Annotated in this window: 22 protein-coding genes and 3 tRNA genes; 5 read left to right on the top strand and 20 right to left on the bottom strand. The window is 36.3% G+C overall.

The window, feature by feature from the left end:
- Window positions 1-7 precede the first annotated feature (7 nt).
- Window positions 8-280, bottom strand: a complete 273-nt coding sequence (locus CEP47_RS08610) for an oxidative damage protection protein (protein WP_261920033.1) — start codon at window positions 278-280, stop codon at window positions 8-10.
- A 30-nt stretch (window positions 281-310) separates the two neighbouring features.
- The gene (gene mutY, locus CEP47_RS08605; protein WP_261920034.1) at window positions 311-1,429 is read right to left on the bottom strand and encodes an A/G-specific adenine glycosylase; all 1,119 of its coding nucleotides are present in this window, start codon (window positions 1,427-1,429) and stop codon (window positions 311-313) included.
- Between the two features lie 135 nt (window positions 1,430-1,564).
- On the opposite strand from mutY, the gene trmB reads away from it, so the two are divergent.
- Both trmB and CEP47_RS08595 read left to right on the top strand, forming a co-directional pair.
- Window positions 1,565-2,317: a tRNA (guanosine(46)-N7)-methyltransferase TrmB gene (gene trmB / locus CEP47_RS08600; protein WP_261920035.1), complete on the top strand. Its 753-nt coding sequence runs from the start codon at window positions 1,565-1,567 to the stop codon at window positions 2,315-2,317.
- A gap of 26 nt (window positions 2,318-2,343) precedes the next feature.
- Window positions 2,344-2,688 carry a YggL family protein gene (locus CEP47_RS08595; RefSeq protein ID WP_261920036.1) on the top strand — a complete coding sequence of 115 codons (345 nt, stop codon included), beginning with the start codon at window positions 2,344-2,346 and terminating at the stop codon, window positions 2,686-2,688.
- A gap of 154 nt (window positions 2,689-2,842) precedes the next feature.
- Here CEP47_RS08595 and uraH read toward each other — a convergent pair whose 3' ends face one another.
- The 3 genes from uraH to uvrD form a co-directional block, all read right to left on the bottom strand.
- Window positions 2,843-3,211 (bottom strand): hydroxyisourate hydrolase, encoded by a 369-nt coding sequence (gene uraH, locus CEP47_RS08590; RefSeq protein WP_261920037.1) that lies wholly within the window; start codon window positions 3,209-3,211, stop codon window positions 2,843-2,845.
- 58 nt (window positions 3,212-3,269) lie between these two features.
- Window positions 3,270-4,115 (bottom strand): RNA polymerase sigma factor RpoH, encoded by an 846-nt coding sequence (gene rpoH / locus CEP47_RS08585; protein WP_261920038.1) that lies wholly within the window; start codon window positions 4,113-4,115, stop codon window positions 3,270-3,272.
- Window positions 4,116-4,297: 182 nt separating this feature from the next.
- Window positions 4,298-6,472, bottom strand: coding sequence for a DNA helicase II (gene uvrD, locus CEP47_RS08580; protein WP_265482652.1), 2,175 nt, complete (start codon window positions 6,470-6,472; stop codon window positions 4,298-4,300).
- A 255-nt stretch (window positions 6,473-6,727) separates the two neighbouring features.
- Between uvrD and argF the strand changes: the two genes are divergently transcribed.
- Window positions 6,728-7,732 carry an ornithine carbamoyltransferase gene (gene argF / locus CEP47_RS08575; protein ID WP_261920039.1) on the top strand — a complete coding sequence of 335 codons (1,005 nt, stop codon included), beginning with the start codon at window positions 6,728-6,730 and terminating at the stop codon, window positions 7,730-7,732.
- A gap of 60 nt (window positions 7,733-7,792) precedes the next feature.
- A complete protein-coding gene (locus CEP47_RS08570; protein WP_261920040.1) occupies window positions 7,793-8,182 on the top strand; it encodes a RidA family protein in 390 nt (129 codons plus the stop codon).
- Between the two features lie 132 nt (window positions 8,183-8,314).
- Here the strand turns inward: CEP47_RS08570 and CEP47_RS08565 are convergent.
- The 12 genes from CEP47_RS08565 to CEP47_RS08510 form a co-directional block, all read right to left on the bottom strand.
- Window positions 8,315-8,390: transfer RNA gene (locus CEP47_RS08565), tRNA-Lys, on the bottom strand.
- 34 nt (window positions 8,391-8,424) lie between these two features.
- Window positions 8,425-8,500 (bottom strand) — tRNA-Lys (locus tag CEP47_RS08560).
- Window positions 8,501-8,533: 33 nt separating this feature from the next.
- A tRNA-Lys gene (locus CEP47_RS08555) sits at window positions 8,534-8,609 on the bottom strand.
- Between the two features lie 157 nt (window positions 8,610-8,766).
- Window positions 8,767-9,381 carry a YfgM family protein gene (locus CEP47_RS08550; RefSeq protein ID WP_261920041.1) on the bottom strand — a complete coding sequence of 205 codons (615 nt, stop codon included), beginning with the start codon at window positions 9,379-9,381 and terminating at the stop codon, window positions 8,767-8,769.
- Window positions 9,382-9,391: 10 nt separating this feature from the next.
- Complete coding sequence (gene hisS / locus CEP47_RS08545) at window positions 9,392-10,666, bottom strand: histidine--tRNA ligase (protein ID WP_261920042.1); 1,275 nt, start codon at window positions 10,664-10,666, stop codon at window positions 9,392-9,394.
- 18 nt (window positions 10,667-10,684) lie between these two features.
- Window positions 10,685-11,800, bottom strand: coding sequence for a flavodoxin-dependent (E)-4-hydroxy-3-methylbut-2-enyl-diphosphate synthase (ispG, locus tag CEP47_RS08540; protein WP_261920043.1), 1,116 nt, complete (start codon window positions 11,798-11,800; stop codon window positions 10,685-10,687).
- Window positions 11,801-11,812: 12 nt separating this feature from the next.
- Window positions 11,813-12,850: a RodZ domain-containing protein gene (locus CEP47_RS08535; RefSeq protein ID WP_261920044.1), complete on the bottom strand. Its 1,038-nt coding sequence runs from the start codon at window positions 12,848-12,850 to the stop codon at window positions 11,813-11,815.
- A 153-nt stretch (window positions 12,851-13,003) separates the two neighbouring features.
- Window positions 13,004-13,546: a type IV pilus biogenesis/stability protein PilW gene (gene pilW, locus CEP47_RS08530; RefSeq protein ID WP_261920045.1), complete on the bottom strand. Its 543-nt coding sequence runs from the start codon at window positions 13,544-13,546 to the stop codon at window positions 13,004-13,006.
- Window positions 13,547-13,593: 47 nt separating this feature from the next.
- Complete coding sequence (locus CEP47_RS08525; protein ID WP_261921035.1) at window positions 13,594-14,745, bottom strand: bifunctional tRNA (adenosine(37)-C2)-methyltransferase TrmG/ribosomal RNA large subunit methyltransferase RlmN; 1,152 nt, start codon at window positions 14,743-14,745, stop codon at window positions 13,594-13,596.
- A 252-nt stretch (window positions 14,746-14,997) separates the two neighbouring features.
- Complete coding sequence (sodA, locus tag CEP47_RS08520; protein ID WP_261920046.1) at window positions 14,998-15,648, bottom strand: superoxide dismutase [Mn]; 651 nt, start codon at window positions 15,646-15,648, stop codon at window positions 14,998-15,000.
- Window positions 15,649-15,773: 125 nt separating this feature from the next.
- On the bottom strand, window positions 15,774-16,358 hold the full coding sequence (gene nfuA / locus CEP47_RS08515; protein WP_261920047.1) for a Fe-S biogenesis protein NfuA: 585 nt from the start codon (window positions 16,356-16,358) through the stop codon (window positions 15,774-15,776).
- A 124-nt stretch (window positions 16,359-16,482) separates the two neighbouring features.
- The gene (locus CEP47_RS08510) at window positions 16,483-17,169 is read right to left on the bottom strand and encodes a phosphoribosyltransferase family protein (protein ID WP_261920048.1); all 687 of its coding nucleotides are present in this window, start codon (window positions 17,167-17,169) and stop codon (window positions 16,483-16,485) included.
- 212 nt (window positions 17,170-17,381) lie between these two features.
- Between CEP47_RS08510 and CEP47_RS08505 the strand changes: the two genes are divergently transcribed.
- The gene (locus CEP47_RS08505) at window positions 17,382-18,209 is read left to right on the top strand and encodes a Cof-type HAD-IIB family hydrolase (protein WP_261920049.1); all 828 of its coding nucleotides are present in this window, start codon (window positions 17,382-17,384) and stop codon (window positions 18,207-18,209) included.
- Window positions 18,210-18,262: 53 nt separating this feature from the next.
- Here CEP47_RS08505 and mscL read toward each other — a convergent pair whose 3' ends face one another.
- The 3 genes from mscL to trkA all read right to left on the bottom strand — a co-directional run bounded on the left by mscL (window position 18,263) and on the right by trkA (window position 21,574).
- Window positions 18,263-18,667 carry a large-conductance mechanosensitive channel protein MscL gene (mscL, locus tag CEP47_RS08500; RefSeq protein WP_261920050.1) on the bottom strand — a complete coding sequence of 135 codons (405 nt, stop codon included), beginning with the start codon at window positions 18,665-18,667 and terminating at the stop codon, window positions 18,263-18,265.
- A 75-nt stretch (window positions 18,668-18,742) separates the two neighbouring features.
- A complete protein-coding gene (locus tag CEP47_RS08495; RefSeq protein WP_261920051.1) occupies window positions 18,743-20,185 on the bottom strand; it encodes a TrkH family potassium uptake protein in 1,443 nt (480 codons plus the stop codon).
- A 12-nt stretch (window positions 20,186-20,197) separates the two neighbouring features.
- Window positions 20,198-21,574: a Trk system potassium transporter TrkA gene (gene trkA, locus CEP47_RS08490; RefSeq protein WP_261920052.1), complete on the bottom strand. Its 1,377-nt coding sequence runs from the start codon at window positions 21,572-21,574 to the stop codon at window positions 20,198-20,200.
- Between the last annotated feature and the right edge of the window lie 20 nt (window positions 21,575-21,594).

Below are 21,594 nucleotides of genomic sequence, written 5' to 3'. Positions count from 1 at the left end.
GGGTTTCCTATTTTGTTGGTGGTACATAACCTTCAATATGGATTTCTTTTCCTTCAAATAAGAAACTTATCATTTCTTGTTCTAATAGCTTACGATGTTCAACGTTCATCATATTTAATTTTTTTTCATTCACTAGCATTGTTTGCTTTTTTAACCATTCACTCCAAGCTTGTTTACTAATCGAATCAAAGATCCGTTTGCCTAAATCACCAGGGTAGAGTTGAAAATCTAAGCCTTCTGCTTCTTGTTTTAAATAATGACAAAATACCGTTCTTGACATAATAAACTCCTATCAATTAAACACAGATTGTTACATTGCTTGTAACTGTAATAATAAATTTTTTACTGGGGTCGCAAGACCAATTTGGTGTACCTCAGTTTGTGTTAGATCATACCAATATTTGGGAAGGTTTTGTATGCTAGTTAAATACTCACCCTCACGCTCTTTGACCTTATAGCAATCATCATTCTCCATTGCTTCCCTCTCTTGCGGTATATAATCAGCAACAATTGGATAAATATCGAGATGAAAATGGCTGAAAGTATGCCGAAATGTAGGCAAGTGCTGATAATGCTTAATTCCTTGCTGCTGTAATGCCTGTTCAAGTTGATCTTGACTATCAAATTGTGGAAAACAATATAGTCCTCCCCATAATCCACTTAGCTCACGCTGTTCTAATAATACTTTTTGCCCATTCCGTAACAACAAGAAATAACTTTGACGAACAGGGAGCGTTTTTTTCGGCTTTTTAGTTGGAAATTGAGCTTGTTGTCCTGTTTGATTAGCAACACACTCTTTTTCTAGCGGGCATAAACTACATTTTGGCTTGGTTCGAGTACACACTATCGCCCCAATATCCATCATCGCTTGATTAAAATTAGCCACTTGTGTACTTGGTGTTACTTGTGCACTCAATTGCCATAACCGATTTTCAATGCTTTTCTCACCACTCCAACCAGTTATAGCAAAATAGCGTGATAACACTCGCTTTACATTCCCATCTAAAATTGGGTAAGGTGCATTTAAGCAAGAAGAAAGAATTGCCCCTGCCGTACTTCGTCCTATCCCCGGTAGGCTTAAGACTTGTTCAAAGCAGGTTGGAAATTCGCCCTGAAATTGATCACGAATTTGCTGTGCAGCTTTATGTAAATTCCTTGCTCGAGCATAATAGCCTAACCCTGTCCAAAGATGTAAGACCTGATCAATCTCTGCATTCGCTAATGCTGTTGGTGTTGGAAAAGTTTGGATAAAACGTTGAAAATAAGGAATAACAGTAACCACCTGAGTTTGTTGCAACATTACCTCAGATAACCAGACACCATATAAAGTTTTATTTTGCTGCCACGGTAAATTCTTGCGGCCATATTTGTCATACCACGCTAATACTGCCCGAGCAAAAGGGGCGTGAGGGGTAGATTTTGCTAGCATAAAATACTTCAAGACTAAAAATTTATGAATTGAAGAAGTGTAGCATAATTAACCAATTAAAATACAAGAAAAAAAATCAATTCTCAGGTACAATAGCCCCAATTCATAAAAAACTAAAACCATTGATTAAAATTTATGTCAACAACGCCAAAAACAACTTTTGCTGATCAAAAACGTAAAACAGTTACCACTGAAGAATTTACCACTGATGGTCGCTATATGCGTAAAATCCGCAGTTTTGTTCTGCGTACAGGTCGGTTAAGCGCAGCACAACGTAGCGCAATGAATGAAAACTGGTATTTCTATGGTTTGGAACATCAAAAAACGCCTTTTAATTTTGCTGAAATTTTTCAAAATAATCATCCTGTGATTCTTGAGATTGGTTTTGGTATGGGACGCTCATTAGTCGAAATGGCGGAACAAAACCCACAATATAATTATTTAGGCATTGAAGTTCATACCCCCGGCGTAGGTGCTTGCATCGCTTATGCTAAGCAAAAAGAGATTAAAAATTTGCGGATCATCTGCCACGATGCAATCGAAATTCTCAATGAAAGTATTGCAGATAGTAGTCTTGGTGGATTACAACTGTTCTTTCCAGATCCTTGGCATAAAGCTAAGCATCATAAACGCCGTATTGTTCAACCTGCTTTTATGCAATTAATTATGCAAAAACTACAAAGTGGTGGGTTTGTCCATATGGCAACTGATTGGGAAAATTATGCAGAACAAATGTTAGAAGTGCTAAGCCAAACGTCTGGATTAGAAAATACTTCTAAGACCAATGATTTTATTCCTCGCCCTATCTTCCGCCCTTTAACCAAATTTGAAGAACGAGGGCATCGACTAGGACATGGCGTTTGGGATCTCTACTTCATTAAAAAATAACTATCATTTAAATTAAGGAAAAAACTATGGCATATCAACATAATAGAAGACAACGCAAAAAAATGCACTTAGGTGAATTTCAAGAGTTAGGCTTTTTAGTTAATTGGCAATTTGCTGAAGGTACTGATGTTAATACTATCGATCAAGTGGTAGATCGCTTTATTGGGGAAGTGATTAAACCAAATGGTCTTGCCTATGAAGGTAGTGGTTATCTACACTGGGAAGGACTAGTTTGCCTTGAAAAAGCAGGTAAATGTGATGAAAGCCATCGTGAATTAGTCAAAAACTGGTTAGAAAACAATGGTATCCAACAAATAGAAATAAGCCAATTATTTGATATTTGGTGGGATTACCCTGTTAATACAAAATAATCATTTTTTATTCAACAAACATTAGGATTATTCCGTACTTAAATACCAAAATAATAGCTTAGTATTTAGGTACGGTTATCTATTTTTAATTTTATCTCAAATAAGATTTAACCAACCTAAGCCTTTTATTTCACTCAAACTATCTAATTAACACTCAACAACCACGATAAGTCGAATAACCGAAAGGCGATAAAGTCAGTGGAATATGATAATCCGATTGTGTTGGGTCTAATTGAAACAGAATATCAATATAAGGATAAAAAGAGAATTGAGGGGAATAATACTCTCCACTGTAAAATCTTAATTTATAACAATGAGTTAGTGTTGATTTTAAACTCGCAGGCACACTCAAATTAAAACGATTAATTCGTCCTTCACCGTTTGTTAATTGTTGATCTAATTGCAACCAACCTTGATCGTGTTGCTGTTGATAAAGCTCCACCTTAACATTAACTGCGGGTTTACCTAAGTTAAGATCCAAGATATGTGTACTTAAATGAGGAATAAAATCAGAGTGCATCATTTTTATCAGGATAGAATAAAGAGTAAAAAAACTAGCTAAAAAGCTAGTCTTTTACGGTTTATGCAAAACTCACTGCATTTTTAAGTTTTTTCAAGGCATTATTTTCAAGTTGTCGAATCCGCTCTGCAGACACACCATATTGATCCGCTAGCTCTTGTAATGTTGCTTTATTTTCATCAAGCCAGCGAGTCTGGATAATATGGCGACTACGTTGATCGAGACAATTTAACGCTTGATTTAATTGATCAACAGCTTGTGTCTCAAAATTTTCTTGTTCCAATTCTGCCGCAAAATTTGAACTTTTATCTTCTAAATAGAGTGCTGGTGCATAACTCTCTTCATGATCTTCTGTTGGTAATTCAAATGCCATATCCAAACCACTCATACGTGATTCCATCTCTTTGACATCATCAACAGATACGCCTAATTCATCTGCTACCATATTCACTTCATTCTGCTTAAACCAACCTAAACGTTGTTTTGTTTTGCGTAAATTAAAAAATAATTTACGTTGGGCTTTAGTGGTAGCAACTTTTACAATACGCCAGTTGCGTAAAACATATTCGTGAATTTCTGCTTTTACCCAATGTACGGCAAAAGAGACTAAACGCACCCCAACTTCGGGATTAAATCGTTTCACCGCTTTCATTAAACCGATATTGCCTTCTTGAATTAGATCTGCTTGCGGTAAACCATAGCCAGAATAACCACGTGCAATATGAATGACAAAACGTAGGTGAGATAAAATTAATTTTTTTGCCGCCTCAACATCTTCGTGATAATACAAACGCTCTGCTAACTCTTTTTCTTCTTCTGCCGTTAACATTGGATATTCATTAGCAGCACGAATATAACTTTCTAAATTTCCTTGCGGAATTAACATTGCGTTGATTTCTTTAGTCATTGTTATTCCTTCTTCTCTTTGATGCTTAGATTCGTTATAACTGCGGTGTCTTAATTTTAACAAGTTGGCAGTTATAACACAAAAGAGTAACAGTTAAAAGTCTAATCAAAAACTTACTTGCTCTTTTATTCTTTATAGTTAGACTCAATTATATAAAAAAAGTTTTATATAAATTGATCTTTTTATAGCTTCTCTAACTTAGCTAAATGTGCAATTAGCCATTTGATCCCTTGATTTTGAAAAGCTATTTGTAATCGAGTATTATTGTCCGCCCCTTCAATATTAATAATTGTCCCAACGCCAAATTTATCGTGTTTTACTTTCTTCCCTAATGTCCATTCACTTGTCTTAACAATAGGAGTACTCGCCACACCGCCTGTATTCTGATTAAAAGGTCTGGTAACCTTACCTCGTAAACGAATCTCTTGGATACATTCTTCAGGTAATTCTTTAATAAATCTCGATGGTAAATGCTTTTCGTCTTTCCCATAAACTCGTCTAGTTTCAGCATAAGTTAAAGTTAATTTCTGTTTTGCTCGAGTGATACCTACATAAGCTAAACGTCTTTCTTCTTCTAAACGCCCAATTTCTTGGTAAAGCAGACCACTTGGAAAAATGCCTTCTTCCATACCAACAATAAATACACAAGGAAATTCTAAACCTTTTGCTGAATGTAAAGTCATCATATCGACACAAGATTGATGTGAAGAAGCCTGTCCCTCTCCCGCTTCTAAAGAAGCGTGTGTTAAAAATGCTGTTAAATCATTAAATTCCTGACCATCATCAGGTTTAAATTCTCTCGTTGCTGAAACTAATTCCTCTAAGTTTTCAATTCTTACTTCACCTTTTTCACCCTTTTCTTGTTGATACATTTGGTACAACCCAGAATGTTTTATCACAAAATCAGTACGTTCAAATAAAGGCAACTGTTGCGTTTCTAATTCAAGAGAATTAATTAATTCAAGAAAACGTAATAACGCCGTTGCAGCTCGAGTCGTTAATTTCTTTTCATCTAGAATTAAATGTGCTGCCTGCCATAAAGTTATCTGACGTTCTCTTGTAAGTTGACGTAATAAATCCATTGTCCGTTCGCCAATTCCACGTGTTGGGGTATTTACCACCCGTTCAAATGCTGCATCATCTTGACGATTTGCAATTAAACGCAAATAAGCTAACGCATCTTTAATCTCTTGGCGTTCAAAAAAGCGGACTCCACCATAAATTCGATAAGGAATATTGGCTTGTAATAACGCCTCCTCTAAAACACGAGATTGGCTATTACTCCGATATAAGACGGCACAATCATGATATTGCCCCCCTTCTTCAACCCATTTTGTAATTTGGCTAGCAACAAAACGGGCTTCATCTAACTCATTGAACGCTTCATAGATACCTATTGCTTCACCATCACCATCTTCTGTCCATAAATTCTTACCTAAACGATCACTATTATGTTTAATTAAATGATTTGCAGACTTTAAGATATTTCCCGTTGAGCGATAATTTTGTTCTAAGCGGATTGTTTGTACCTGATGATAATCTTGTAAAAAGCGCTGAATATTCTCAATTTCAGCACCACGCCAGCCATAAATGGATTGATCATCGTCTCCAACAATCATCACTTTTCCTTGCTCACCTGCCAGAAGCTTTACGAACTGATACTGAATTTTATTAGTATCTTGAAACTCATCAATCAAGATATGTTGAAAACGTTGCTGATAACGTTGCAGGATCAACGGTTTTTTTTGCCATAATTCATATGCTCTTAACAATAATTCAGCAAAATCAATTAAACCCGCTCGATCACAAGCATCTTGATAAATTTGATAAATTTTTACCCATTCTTTTTCATTACGATTACCGTGAGTATCAATCCGATCTGGACGCAATCCTTCGTCTTTTTTCTGATTGATATACCAGCACGCTTGTTTAGCAGGAAAGGCTTTATCATCTAATTCATGTAGTTTGATTAAGCGTTTAATCAAACGTAACTGATCTTCACTGTCTAAAATTTGAAAATCCTGTGGTAAGCCAGCATCTAATGCGTGAGAACGTAATAACCGATGCGCAATACTATGAAAAGTGCCAACCCACATACCAAATAAACGATGAGAAGTTCCATTAAGTGCATATTCTATTCTTTGTCGCATTTCTGCCGCTGCTTTATTGGTAAAAGTGACGGCTAAAATATTACTTTCAGAAATACCTTCAACACCAATTAACCAAGCAATTCGATGTGTCAGGACTCGTGTTTTTCCACTTCCAGCACCTGCTAAAACTAAATAATTCCCCAAAGGAGCAGCGACTGCTTGTCGTTGTCTGTCATTTAAACCATCAAGTAATTCTGAAAAATCCATCACTCTCTACCTTTCTCACTGTTTTTTTATACAGGTATTATAGCAAGGATTCCCAACTAGATATACTCCTGATTTGTACGAACATATTTTCTCGATATTCTATAACACTATTGTGTAACTGATTAATTATAAAGATTTTTCATCTTTTTCTTTGCTCCAAAACAAAATAACTTTGCTTTACTCAACAAACTTGACCCTCAAAAGGAAAGGGTGGTATTTTTGTGCGGTTACTCAACCTCAACTAGGAGAAATTCTATGCCTTTTAATTTGCGTCATCGTCATTTTCTACGTTTAATGGATTTTACCCCAAAAGAAATTCATCACCTCCTTCAACTTTCAGCTGATTTAAAACGGGCGAAATATAGCGGTACCGAGCAACCTCGCTTGAAAGGAAAAAATATTGCATTAATTTTTGAAAAAACCTCGACTCGCACTCGTTGTGCCTTTGAAGTTGCAGCCTTTGATCAAGGTGCAAATGTTTCCTATATCGGACCAAGCGGTTCACAAATAGGTCATAAAGAAAGTATGAAAGATACCGCAAGAGTATTAGGGCGAATGTATGATGGCATTCAATATCGAGGTTATGGACAACATTTAGTTGAAACATTAGCTCAATACGCTGGCGTACCTGTTTGGAATGGCTTAACAGATGAATTTCACCCAACCCAAATTTTAGCCGATTTCCTAACGATGCTTGAACACGGTAAAGGTAAACGCTTAGATCAAATGAAACTCGCCTACCTTGGCGATGCACGTAATAATATGGGCAATTCTTTCGTTGAAGGAGCGGCATTAACAGGCTTAGATTTACGTTTAGTCGCCCCACAGCAATTCTTTCCAGAACAACAGTTACTTGATGAAGTAGCCGAAATGGCAAAGAAAACAGGGGCTAAAATTACTTGTACCGAAGATATTACAGCTGGTATCGAAGGAGTCGATTTTATCTATACAGATATTTGGGTATCAATGGGAGAAGCTGAAAGTGAATGGGAAAAGCGAATTGCTTTAATGCGACCATATCAAGTAAATTCAGCACTATTAGCGAAAACTAACAATCCTGAGGTAAAATTTATGCATTGCCTGCCATCATTCCATGATGAAAATACCAGCATAGGAAAAAAAATGGCAGAAAAATATGGTATGAGTGGTTTAGAAGTTACCGATGACGTTTTTGAATCCGATGCGTCCATTGTCTTTGATCAAGCTGAAAATCGAATGCATACAATTAAAGCGGTTATGGTTGCCACACTTGGATATTAAACGAACACTCACACTTGTGAACTTTTAAAAATTTTTTACTTAAGACAAGAGGATTATTTTATGACAAAAATTATTCATACAGAAAAAGCACCTGCAGCAATCGGACCTTATGTGCAAGCAGTCGATTTAGGAAATATGGTTTTAACTTCAGGGCAAATCCCAGTAAACCCAGCCACTGGTGAAGTGGCACAAGACATCGTAGCACAAGCCCGTCAATCATTGGAAAATGTAAAAGCCATAATTGAACAAGCAGGTTTACAAGTCAAAGATATTGTGAAAACAACAGTTTTTGTTAAAGATCTGAATCAATTTGCGGCAATCAATGCAGAATATCAACGTTTCTTTGAAGAAAACAACCACCCGAATTTTCCAGCACGTTCTTGCGTTGAGGTGGCTCGTTTACCGAAAGATGTTGGTATTGAAATTGAAGCTATTGCTGTTAGAAGTTAAATATTGGTAATAACACTACATTAACTACACTTTATTAGCTGAAATAGGGTGTAGTTATTTTTTAGCCACAAAACTAAAAAGAATACAGTTGACAAATAAAATGATTATAAAGGTTGTAAGATTTGAATAAGATGGTGGGTCGTGAAAGATTCGAACTTTCGACCAACGGATTAAAAGTCCGCTGCTCTACCGACTGAGCTAACGACCCATACGGGGTATTATTAATATACTAATAAAGTAAATGGTGGGTCGTGAAAGATTCGAACTTTCGACCAACGGATTAAAAGTCCGCTGCTCTACCGACTGAGCTAACGACCCATACAGGTATTATTAATATACTAATAAAGTAAATGGTGGGTCGTGAAAGATTCGAACTTTCGACCAACGGATTAAAAGTCCGCTGCTCTACCGACTGAGCTAACGACCCATCGTTTTATTTCTTAACGCCGGCTAATAATACTGATTTCTACGAACTAATCAACAAAAATTTTAAAAATTTTAATTATTTGAGCGAATAGACAACAAAACGGATAAATATTCTGCAAAACCTCTATAATAAACTTATTATAGAGGTTTATTCTGGCTTATAAATTATTTAAACGAATTTTTAACCATTGCATTTCAAATGGATTGGCTGTTTCTAAAGCTGTTTGATACGCTTGTTTAGCAGCAACAAGATCGCCTTTAGCCATCGCAATATCTCCGCTTAAAATTGCTTTACGTCCCTGCCAACTACTCTCCTTAACTAATGCTAAACTTGCTGTTGCAGCATCAAATTGATTTAACTGTATTTGTACTGCTGCTAAACGCAACGCAATAATTGACACTAATGTAGGATAGCGAGTATTGCTTAATGCCTGCGTTAAAGCCGCCTCAGCTTGAGTAAAGTTACCACTAGTAACAGCATTTTGGGCTTCAATTAATAAAGCAAACACCGCATAACTCGTATCAGGATAATTTTTACTAAATTGTTCAAGCTGTTCAACATTTGTTTGTGGATCTTGTTGATATAAAGCCACTACTTGATCAAAGTTAGTTGAGGTTTGATAAATTTTTTCAGTTTGGCTTTGTTGCCAATATCGCCAACCTAATACGCCTAAAATCGCAAGAATAACCGCAAAAATAATTACCTTACCATTCTCTTTCCACCAATTTTTAATTTCATCAACTTGAAGTTGTTCATCAGTCGTATAAGCCACGATTTTCTCCTTATAACACTTTTGCCAAATAGTCAGTTAAAGTGGTGATTGCCATCTTTTGTTGCTCTTCACCATTTAAAAGATCTTTAACTATTACTTCTCCATTTAGCACTTCACTTTCACCTAATACAATGGCAAATTTTGCCCCACTTTTATCTGCACGTTTAAATTGTTTCTTAAAGTTACCACCACTGCAATGTAACATTACTCGACAATTTTTAAGTTCACTACGTAATTTTTCTGCGATTTCAAATGCAGCAACAGTTGTACCAGTACCGTTATAAACCACATAAATATCAACAGGTTTTGCCAACTCTATACGAGGGGAAACTTCTTGAACAAGCAAGACTAAACGCTCTAATCCCATTGCAAAACCAACCCCACAGGTTGCATGCCCCCCTAACTGTGCGACCAAACCATCATAACGACCGCCACCACATACCGTACCTTGAGCCCCTAATGCGGTGGTAACCCATTCAAATACAGTTTTATTGTAATAATCTAAACCTCGTACTAGTTTTTGATTAATTTCATACTGAATGCCTAATTGATCGAGTAAATGACATAATTGGGTAAAATGTTCTTTTGAATCTTGATCTAAATAATCATGTAACTTAGGCGCTTGATTCAATACCTCTTGAACTCGTTCATTTTTACTATCCAAGATCCGTAGTGGATTAGTCGTTAAACGGCGTTTACAATCCTCATCTAATATATCAAGATGATTTTGTAGGAATGCAACCAAAGCTTCTCGATAATTCTTTCTCGCCTCAAGCGAACCAATTGAATTGAGTTGCAAAGTAACGTGATCCAAAATACCTAACGCTTTCCATAAACGAGCAGTAAGTAGGATGAGTTCCGCATCAATTTCAGGATTAGCAATACCAAATATTTCTACCCCAACTTGATGGAATTGACGGTAACGCCCTTTTTGAGGACGTTCATAACGAAACATTGGTCCCATATACCACAGCCGTTGTTCTTGGTTATACAGTAAACCATGTTCAATCCCTGCTCGCACACACCCTGCAGTACCTTCTGGACGTAAAGTCAAACTTTCATTATCTCGATCATCGAAGGTAAACATTTCTTTTTCAACAACATCTGTTACTTCACCAATGGCTCGTGCAAAAAGAGGAGTTGACTCCACTATTGGCATTCGAATCTCAGCATACCCATAACTTGCTAAGACATCTCTCACTTGCCCTTCAACCCACTGCCATAAAGGTGTATCACTTGGTAAACAATCATTCATACCACGAATTGCTTGAATGGTCTTCGCCATAATTTTTATTCCTATTTCTTAAATTTGTGTAATTTCTATCCGATTTTTCTGATCCTGCATAGCAACTTTCGCTCGAATTTTTGCCTCTAGCTGATCGATTAATTGTTCGTTATCAAACCGTTCTTTCTGACGTTCTCCGTCTAAATAAAACCCACTTTTTTTATGCCCACCAGTGACACCTAGATCTGAAACTAACGCTTCACCGGGACCATTTACCACACAACCGATAATCGAGACATCAAGTGGTGTTGTAATATCTTCTAAGCGTTGTTCTAAAGCATTCACTGTGCCTATTACATCAAATTCCTGACGAGAACAAGTTGGGCAAGCAATAAAATTAATACCACGGGAACGGATACGTAAAGATTTAAGAATATCAAAACCAACTTTAATTTCTTCGACTGGATCAGCAGCTAAAGAGACACGCAAAGTATCGCCAATCCCTTCGGCTAAAAGCATACCTAAGCCAATCGCACTTTTTACAGCACCTGCTCTCGCACCACCGGCTTCAGTGATCCCTAAGTGCAAAGGTTGAGAAATAGCTTTAGCTAATAAACGGTAAGCTTCAACCGCTAAAAAAACATCTGATGCTTTAACACTCACTTTAAACTGTTCAAAATTCAAACGATCCAAAATCTCAACATGACGCAATGCAGATTCTAATAAAGCCTCTGGCGTTGGTTCACCATATTTTTCCTGTAGATCTCTCTCCAATGAACCAGCATTCACTCCAATTCTAATTGGAATATTTTTATCTCTCGCACAATCAACTACCGCACGAATCCGATCTTCACGGCCAATATTACCCGGATTAATTCTCAAACAATCCACACCATATTCTGCCACTTTTAATGCAATACGATAATCAAAATGAATATCTGCAACTAATGGAACCGAAACTTGTTGTTTAATCAATTTAAACGCCTCAGCAGCTTCCATTGTTGGCACTGAAACTCGGACAATATCCGCACCTACTTTTTCAAGTGCTTTAATTTGTGCAACTGTTGCCGTAATGTCTGTTGTTCTGGTATTTGTCATTGACTGCACTGCTATCGGAGCATCACCACCAATAGGTACATTTCCTACAAAAATCTGCTTAGTTTGACGCCGTGTAATTAAAGGTTTCTCTAACATATCAACTTTTATTTATCCTTTCTGAGGTAATCTAAGTCTTGCCACTTTCCCATCTAATTTAATGGGTATTTCTTTCCCTAAATAACTAATTTTGACATTAGAAGGTGCACCAATAACCAAATCATAAGGTGGCTTGGTATTAAAATGTAACTTATCTCCAGCAAAATAGATTTTTTGAGCTAAAATATCGTTATTGCCATCTTTAATGGTAATCCAACAGCTATTTGCTATAACATCTAACTGCAACCCCTCTGATAATGGAACAATGCCTTTTTCACCCTTTTTTTCTTGTTTCATCACTTGCTTTGAATGATCAATACGCTGCATCGCTTTTTCTAAAGCCTCAGTTGATGTATTCGGCAATTCAATTTTACTTGAGGTCGTTGCATTAGAAGATGTTGCAACTAATGTTAAAGCTGGAGTGGTAATTTGTGGTGATGGTATTCCCTCTATTCTTTCATCAGATACAGGCTGTTGTGAATTACGCTTAATACTCTCAGCACTGGAAGAGCTTTCAATTGCCGTATTATCAGTTACATCACTCTCCACTTTCTCATTCTTGGTAAGATTTGTAGGAATAACATTAGAAGTTGTTTTCGGTGATAAATGACTTTCTACAAAATCTTGTCGTTCAGTTTGTGAACGCTGATGATCTTGCCACCACCACAAGACTGTCATACTAATTAAAAAGAAAACCACCAACCAAGTTAAATGTGCTGCCCATCGACTATGAGCAACATCATCATTAATTACCGTCCGAATCCGAGGCTTCTTATATACGTTATCACCAAATTGCAACTGGGCAAATTCTTCAGATGAAATGACAATATTTAAGAATTTTGCATAATTCTTCAGATAGCCTTTCATAAAAGCAGGCGGTAAATTAGGTAAACTAAAACGATCTTGTTCAAGATGATTTAATATTGCAACTTTTAAATGTATTTTTTCTGCCACCTCTATTAAGTCTAAACCAACTTTTTCTCGTGCTTGACGCAAACGTTGACCTATACTTAATTCTTGAGGCTCAATAATATCTGCTTGATTATCCATTATTAATACTTCTAATTGAATATCGCTGATAAATTGCGATTAAAACGACTCAACAGCAAAAAACATCAGGCAAGTTTAAGGGGGATATTCAGGTTTTGCAATAAAAAATCTTGCAAAGACCGACTGAAATGAACCACTTCGAGTAACTTATCATTAAAGTTTAAAAGGGGACAATTGTGCTGTTTTTTTCGCTTTTTCAGGATCAAAGGTAGCCAACTGTTTAATCGCCCATACCGCTCGAGGACGATCTTTCGCCAAAAATGCACATAATGCGATATTTTGATAAGTATCTGCAAAACGATAGTATCCTTTACCCTCTAAAGCACGTTCAAAAAGTTGAAAAGCAGATTGATACTTCGTTCTCGCACATAAAAATGTTGCATAATTATTTAACACATCACCTTGCATAGGTGCGAACATTAAGGCTTGTTGATATTCAATCTCTGCTTTTTCAACTTCACCACTTTGTTGATAAAAATAAGCTAAGCCTAAATGCGGTAAATAATGCTGTGGTGCTTGCTGTAACGCTTTATCAAAATTAACTTTTGCTTGTGGTAAATTATTTTGTGCTAAATAGCCTAATCCCAACTCAACCCTTATTTTCGCTAATTTAATTTGATCAATTTTATTTCCTGATTGTGTATCTCTTGATGTAACACAACCTGTGATCATCAATGTAAAAAGTAAGATTATCAATCGGCTTATCCTTAACATCATTACTCCTTACATTGACTTAACTAAAATTAATCAACTTTCACCGCAATTTGCTGTCCAAATTTTTTATGTGCAGTACGCTTAGTTCGATCAATCACATCACCAGCTAATTGACCACAAGCCGCATCAATATCATCGCCACGAGTTTTGCGAATAATCACGGTAAAACCATATTCCATCAATGTTTTTTGAAAACGATCAATGCGAGTATTAGAGCTTTTATTATACGGCGCTTGTGGAAACGGATTCCATGGAATTAAATTGATTTTACTTGGTGTGTTACGCAATACTTGGGCTAATTGATGAGCGTGTTCAACACTATCATTCACACGATCCAACATTACATATTCAATAGTGACTTTGCCGTGATTCGCATTCGACTTAGTCAAATAATTATTTACCGACTGAATTAGGGTTGCGATATTATATTTTTTATTAATCGGCACAATTTCATTACGTAATTCATCATTCGGTGCGTGCAACGAAATGGCTAAAGCAACGTCAATCATATCCCCTAAACGATCCAACGCTGGTACCACTCCTGAGGTCGATAAAGTAACTCGACGCTTAGATAACCCAAAAGCAAAATCATCTAGCATAATTTCCATTGCAGGCACTACATTATTTAAATTTAATAGTGGTTCTCCCATTCCCATCATCACAACATTAGTAATTGGACGAACCCCTGTTACCCCAAAACTACCTATCGTTTTTGACGCTCGCCATACCTGACCAATAATCTCAGATACCGTCAAATTGCGATTAAAACCTTGCTGAGCAGTAGAACAAAAAGTACAGGCTAAAGCACACCCAACTTGTGATGATACACATAATGTCGCCCGATCAGCTTCTGGAATATACACAGTTTCAACCTGTTGTTCTCCCACTTGCATTGCCCATTTTATTGTGCCATCACTAGAACGTTGTTCAACCGCAATCTCTGGTGCTGTAATTTCAGCAACAAGTTTAAGTTTTTCACGTAACTTTTTATTAATATTAGTCATATTATCAAAGTTATCTTCACCAAACTGATAGATCCATTTCATCAGTTGATCTGCACGGAATGGTTTTTCGCCTAATGAAGCAAAAAATTCTCGCATTTGAGGGCGAGTTAAATTCATTAAATTAATTTTTTCTAATTTTGTTTTGTTTAAACTTTGTTTTGCTGATGAATCCATCATTGTTGCCTCGTTGTTACACATTACGGCGAATATCCTTGTCATTAATCTGCTTAGTTAAATAAATTTTCCTGCTTCAATTTTACAGGAATAAATAAATTGGCGATTTTAATCATTTCATCTGGACTAATCTAGCAACTTCAGTGATTTTTACCAAAAAGAATCACAATATCTGCGAGAAAAATCGCAAAACTGCCCAGTTAGAGATAAAAAAAGCCGAAACAGATTGTTTCGGCTTTCAGCATAAATCGAAAATTATTTACAATTACAACTATTATTAGCTAATTTATTTGTATAGCGTTGTGCCACAAAATCCCAGTTAACCACATTCCAAAATTCTTTGATATAATCTGGACGGCGGTTTTGGAATTTTAAGTAATAAGCGTGTTCCCAAACATCAAGACCAAGTAATGGGAATCCTTCACAACCCGCAATCTCTTTACCCATTAAAGGGTTATCTTGATTTGCTGTTGAAACAACTGCTAACTTGTTGTCAGCCGTTAAAACTAGCCACGCCCAACCCGAACCAAAACGTGTTGCTGCCGCTTTTTCAAATTCCGCTTGAAAAGCTTCAACTGAACCAAAATCACGTTCAATTGCTGTTTTTAATTCACCTTGTAAGGTTGTTCCTTTTTTCAACATTTTCCAAAATAGAGAATGATTTGCGTGTCCACCTGCATTATTACGTAACGCTGTACGTTTTTCTGCTGGTACTTTAGCTAAGTTAGAAATTAACTCACCTGCACACATTGCATTTAATTCTTCAGATAAACCTTCTAACGCTGCATTTGCGTTATTTACATAAGCCTGATGGTGCTTACTATGATGAATTTCCATTGTCATTGCATCAAAATGAGGTTCTAAAGCATCATAGGCATAACCTATTTCAGGTAAAGTGTAAGCCATAATCGTCTCCTAAAATAAACCAAGAATAAATTGAGTTTCGCTTTCTTACTACTCCCACTGAGAAATACCCGATTGAAATTAGAATAATTTCAATCGGAAAACAGGTATTATCTTTAATACCATTACTAAAAATATGAATGTTCGCCACGCTGATGCTCAGTTGCATCTTTCACGCCTTTTAATTCCCCATCAAATTGGGTTAACAACTGTTTCTCAATCCCTTCTTTCAAAGTAACATCGACCATCGAACATCCATTGCAACCACCACCAAATTGTAATACAGCAATACCCTCTTCTGTAATATCAATTAATGTAATCAAACCACCATGCCCTGCAAGCTGTGGATTAATTTGAGTTTGAATAACATATTCTACTCGCTCAATTAAAGGTGCATCATCAGCAACCTTTTTCATTTTAGCGTTTGGGGCTTTTAATGTTAATTGTGATCCCATTTCCTCGGTAACAAAATCAATTTCTGCATCTTCTAAAAAAGGTAAACTAATCTCATCAACAAAGGCTGAAAATCCGTCATATTTCATTTCCTGATCATCTGCTTCTACCGCTGAAGGAGGGCAATAAGAGACCCCACATTCCGCATGTAATGTACCCGGATTAACCACAAAAATTCGAATATTTGTTCCCTCTTCCTGCTGCTCTAATAATTTACGAAAATGCGTCTGTGCGGCAGCAGAAATTTTAACATGTTGCATAAAACTTCCTTTCTCGCATAAAAAAATAATACCCGACTGATATAGTCGGAAATAATACGCCTAAATAAAATATTTTTCCACTTTTAACCTAATTTAAATGATTAGAAAATCCCTAATTTTAGGTTTACGTACGACATAATGCCCAAACTTGAATTTCACTTACACCTTGTTGACGTAATAAAACACATAATTCGTGCATAGTTGCCCCTGTGGTAATGACATCATCAATAATTGCAACAGACTGCACTTTAACCTTACCTTTTAAACTAAAAGCACCGACTAAATTCTTTTGGCGTTCTCTCGCCACTAAACCTCGTTGTGAAAGCGTTGCACGTTGTCGTTTTAACCAGTGATGATTGACTGGTAATGTTAAGTAATACCCTAAATAATCCGCTAACAAACCAGCTTGATTATAGCCTCGCTGCCATTGTCGGTGATGATGCAATGGAACAGGTAATAATAGTTCAGGTAAAGATAATCCTTGTTCACGTTTTGCCTTTAAAACTGCTAATAATAACAGCCGAGCCAAGGTTCGATCTAAATAATACTGCTGTTGAAACTTGAAACGATGGATTAATTCGCTTAAAGGAGCTTGATAAGGTGAAACATAGATCATTCTATCCCACAATAACTGCTGACAAGAACAATACCCACAACCAAGATGATATTCTGGCAATGGTGAACCGCATTTTCCACAATAAGGAATCTGAATAATCTGACGCAGGCAACGACAACAAAGTCCTTGCCAAGGCAAGGCTAGAGGCTGTTGACAATAAAAACAGCGAAAAGCAAAAGGATTTGTCAATTTCATCGAGATAACATAACAAAATCCAATTTTTAACTGAAAAATAGATAATTTTTCTGCGAAAAAGATCGCAAAATCACTGTGAAATTACGCTTATACTTTCCAATAACTATTAGCCAAATATCAGAATTGCATCACCTTGGTTTGATTTGCATTTCTGAGTATTAGCTTTTAGAATTGATAAACCTGTTAATTTTTACAACAAATTTGAGCAAAAAATGTTATCACCAGAGTCATTAACAGCACTTAAAGAACAAATCAAACTTGTCTTTTTTGATATTGATGAAACCCTTTATATTAAACAAAATGCGATTATTCCTAAAACAATCCCTGAAGTTTTCCGCCGTTTAAAACAGCAAGGCATTAGACCTGCAATTGCAACTGGGCGACCTCGTTGTGCGTTTCCTCAGGTGATTAATCAATTAATTGAAGATGAAGATGTGGATATCTTCGTCACAATTAATGGTCAACATAATAGTTACCAGCAACAAATTATTACTCAATATCCTCTCACAACCCTTGAAATCAAAAGAATCATCGACTTTATGCAACAACATAAGTTTGAATATGGTTTTGTGGGTAATGATCATATTGCAGTCTCGGCTATATCCCCTTCAGTACAAACAGCTTTAACTCCGATTACAAGCAATTATATTGTTGATCCCGATTACTACTTAAAAGCACCTATTTACCAAATGCTACTCTTTTACCCGACAGAAAAAGAGGGGTTAATTACCACTTCTACTATTTTAGGGCAAGATTTAAAAACTGTACGCTGGCATCCTTATGCCGTTGATCTATTAGCTCAAAACGGTTCAAAAGCACGTGGTATTCAAAATATCGTGACACATTTAGGTTTGAGTATGAAAAATGTTATTGCTTTTGGCGATGGCTTAAATGATATTGAAATGCTAACCAGTGTTGGGTATGGTGTCGCTATGGGGAATGCTTGCCCTGAATTAAAAGCTGTTGCTAACTATGTTACCACTAATATTGAACAAGACGGAATTTTAACCGCATTCCAACAACTACAATTACTAGAATAATAAAAAAATCCATATATTTTGATTAATATATGGATTTTACCTTAATGATTAAATTATTTTTTATCCTTTAATAGATCACGAATTTCAGAGAGTAATTTTTCTTCTGCTGTTGTTTCTTTCACTTTCGGGGCAGGTTCAGGTTGTTTTTTCTTTAACTTATTCATTACTTTAATCGCAATAAAAATTGCAAATGCAATGATAGCGAAATCAAAGACAGTTTGAATAAATAAGCCATATTTAAGCGTTAATGCTGGAGTATTTTCTGTTGCGGCGCGCAAAACAAAACTTAAATTTTTAAAATCAACACTCCCAGCAAATAAACTAATGAGTGGTGTGATAATATCAGATACTAAAGAACTGACAATCTTCCCAAAAGCTGCACCAATCACGACCCCAATAGCCATATCAACGACATTACCACGTACAGCAAAATCACGAAACTCTTTTAAAAGCGACATAATTTCCTCAATATCATGCAAATTTTATAAAATTAATGTAATTTTATTATACATCACCTTTGAAAAGTTCTTCTTTTATTTTTTCCAAAACCCCGGAAAAAATAAAACCAAGACCGTCATAATTTCTAAACGCCCAACTAGCATCATTGTAACCATTAACCATTTAATTGATTCGGATAAGTTAGCAAAAGAACCATTTGGCCCAACAATCGGTCCTAAACCTTGTCCAACATTACCAATTGACGTTGCCGCAATACTCAGCGAGGTTTCTAAATCCAATCCTTGTAACGTTACTAAAACCGTCCCCAAAATGAGAATAATAAAATAACACAATAAAAATCCCGCTATGGCAAAAATTGAGTCAATTGCAACAGCTTGTCGGTTATATTGTACTGATACAACACTTTGTGGGTGCATCAATTTAAGAATTTGATGTTTTACCACCGCAAAAATAATCTGAAAGCGAAATATTTTTATTCCTCCAGCAGTTGAGCCTGAACAGCCACCAATGAAAAAAGCAATCGCAAAAATAAAAGTGGTAGTGTTAGTCCAAGCATCAAAATTCCCTAAACCAAAGCCAGTTGTTGACATTAAATTCACTAAATTAAAATACGCAATCCGAAAACTGTCGTGCCAGTCAAAAATTTGATTGTGATGTAACCATAAAGCTAATCCAGCACCAACAATTAAAGTAAAAAGAATAAAACCTCGTACTTGTTGATCAAAAAATAACACCCAAATATTTCTTCGTTGGACAGACTGCACCATTAATAAAAATGGTAAAGAACCTAAAAACATAAACAGTAAACAAATCCATTGAATTAATGCACTAAAATCATTCATTGAACCATCACGGGTAGAAAATCCACCCGTTGAGAGAGTTGTAAAGGCATGATTAATCGCATCAAAAAAAGTCATTCCTGCCCAGTAGTAAGCAATACAACACACAGCAGTGAGAATGACATAGGTTTTAATAATACTTTTTGCAACATCTTTCGCTTGTGGAAGTAATTTATCTGACTTATCTGATGACTCAGTACGGAATAATTTCATTCCCCCAACATTTAAAAATGGCAAGATCGCAACTGCCATAACGATAAAGCCCAATCCTCCTAACCATTGCAAAGTCGAACGCCACATCAATAAACTTGGTGCTGCCTCTGTAATATTAGTCAGGACACTCACCCCAGTAGTTGTTAATCCAGACATCGTTTCAAAATAGGCATCGGTAAAACTAAAATGTTCCAATAATATGAAAGGTAATGCCCCAAAAGCACAAGAAACTAACCAAATTAATGTGGTTAGTAATAACATATCTTTTCCACGTAAGCGGATATCACTTGGCTTTCGCCGTGTTAAGAAAAAAGACACGATATAGGTAATCACAATGCTCGTAAAAAATTCTGCCAACCCGTTACCATTAGTAAAAATGGCTACACACAAAGGGATCAACATTAACCAAGCTATTTTGGCAAGGACTGATCCTAATACATAGCGAATAAAACGATGATTAAACATTATTCTCAATCCTTAAATAAAAAATGGGCTGGGTTGAAAGAGTTTTTCTATCTCAGTAATATGCTTCTTATCATTTAAGAAAATAATGACATGGTCATTTTCCTCAATAATCAGATTTTTATTCGCAATAATCACTTCATTTTGTCGCCATACTGCACCAATGATTGCACCTGATGGTAATTTCAATTCTGATATTTTTCTTCCTATCACTTGGGAAGTTTCTTGATTACCATGCGCCACAGCTTCTATTGCCTCAGCAAGACCTCGCCGTAATACCGCAACATTAATAACATCGCCTTTACGTACATGCCCTAATAATGCCGAGATTGTTGCCTGTTGAGGAGAAACTGCAATATCAATCGTACCACCTTGGATTAAATTCAAATATGGAATTTGCTGAATTAATGCAATCGCTTTTTTGGTACCTAAACGCTTTGCAAGCAGTGATGACATAATATTGGCGTCATCTGCACTGGTTAAAGCAATAAAAGCATCAATATCTTCGATATGCTCTTCAAAAAGTAATGTTTGATCTGAGGCATTACCGCATAATACTAATGTTTTAGATAACTGCTCTCCTAACAACTCTGCACGCTGTGGGTTACGTTCTATCAACTTCACATTATGATCATTTTCAAGATATTTAGCTAAGCCAGCACCAATATTACCACCACCAGCGATCATAATCCGTTTACTTGGCTTTTCTAGCCGTTGTAATTCTGCCATAATCGCTCGAATATGCGGGGTAGCACATAGAAAGATCACTTCATCTCCCGCTTCAATAATGGTTGAACCTTGGGGACGAATCAATTTATCTTGCCGCCAAATTGAAACAATACGTGCTGGAATATGCGGGAGATGTTCTTTTAAATTTACAATTGGATAACCTACCAATGGTCCACCATAGTAGGCTTTAACCGTAACTAAACTAATATTATCTTCAGCAAAAAGGGCGATTTGTAATGCACCGGGATAATCAATTAAACGTGCAATATCTTCGGTAACCAATTTTTCTGGTGAAATAATATGATCAATCGGGATCACATCATTTTTGAATAATTTTTCTCGCTCTCGAAGGTAATCTACATTGCGGATACGTGCAATTTTAGTCGGAATTTTGAACAAGGTATAAGCGACTTGGCAGGCAATCATATTGGTTTCATCGGAACTGGTTACTGCCACTAACAAATCAGCGTCTGCAGCTCCCGCTTCTCTTAAAGTTCTAGGAGAAGACGCATTTCCTTGTACAACCCGTAAATCATACTTATCTTGTAATTGATGTAAGCGATCCGCATTCTTATCAATCACTGTAATATCATTGTCTTCATTCACTAAATTTTCAGCAAGCGTACCACCTACTTGCCCTGCCCCTAAAATAATAATCTTCATCGTTATTCCTTGATCTGCAG

The sequence above is a fragment of the Mergibacter septicus genome, from assembly GCF_003265225.1.
Lineage (GTDB): Bacteria > Pseudomonadota > Gammaproteobacteria > Enterobacterales > Pasteurellaceae > Mergibacter > Mergibacter septicus.
The sequence above is the reverse complement of the archived record's forward strand: the minus strand, read 5'-3'. Positions and strand labels throughout refer to the sequence as shown.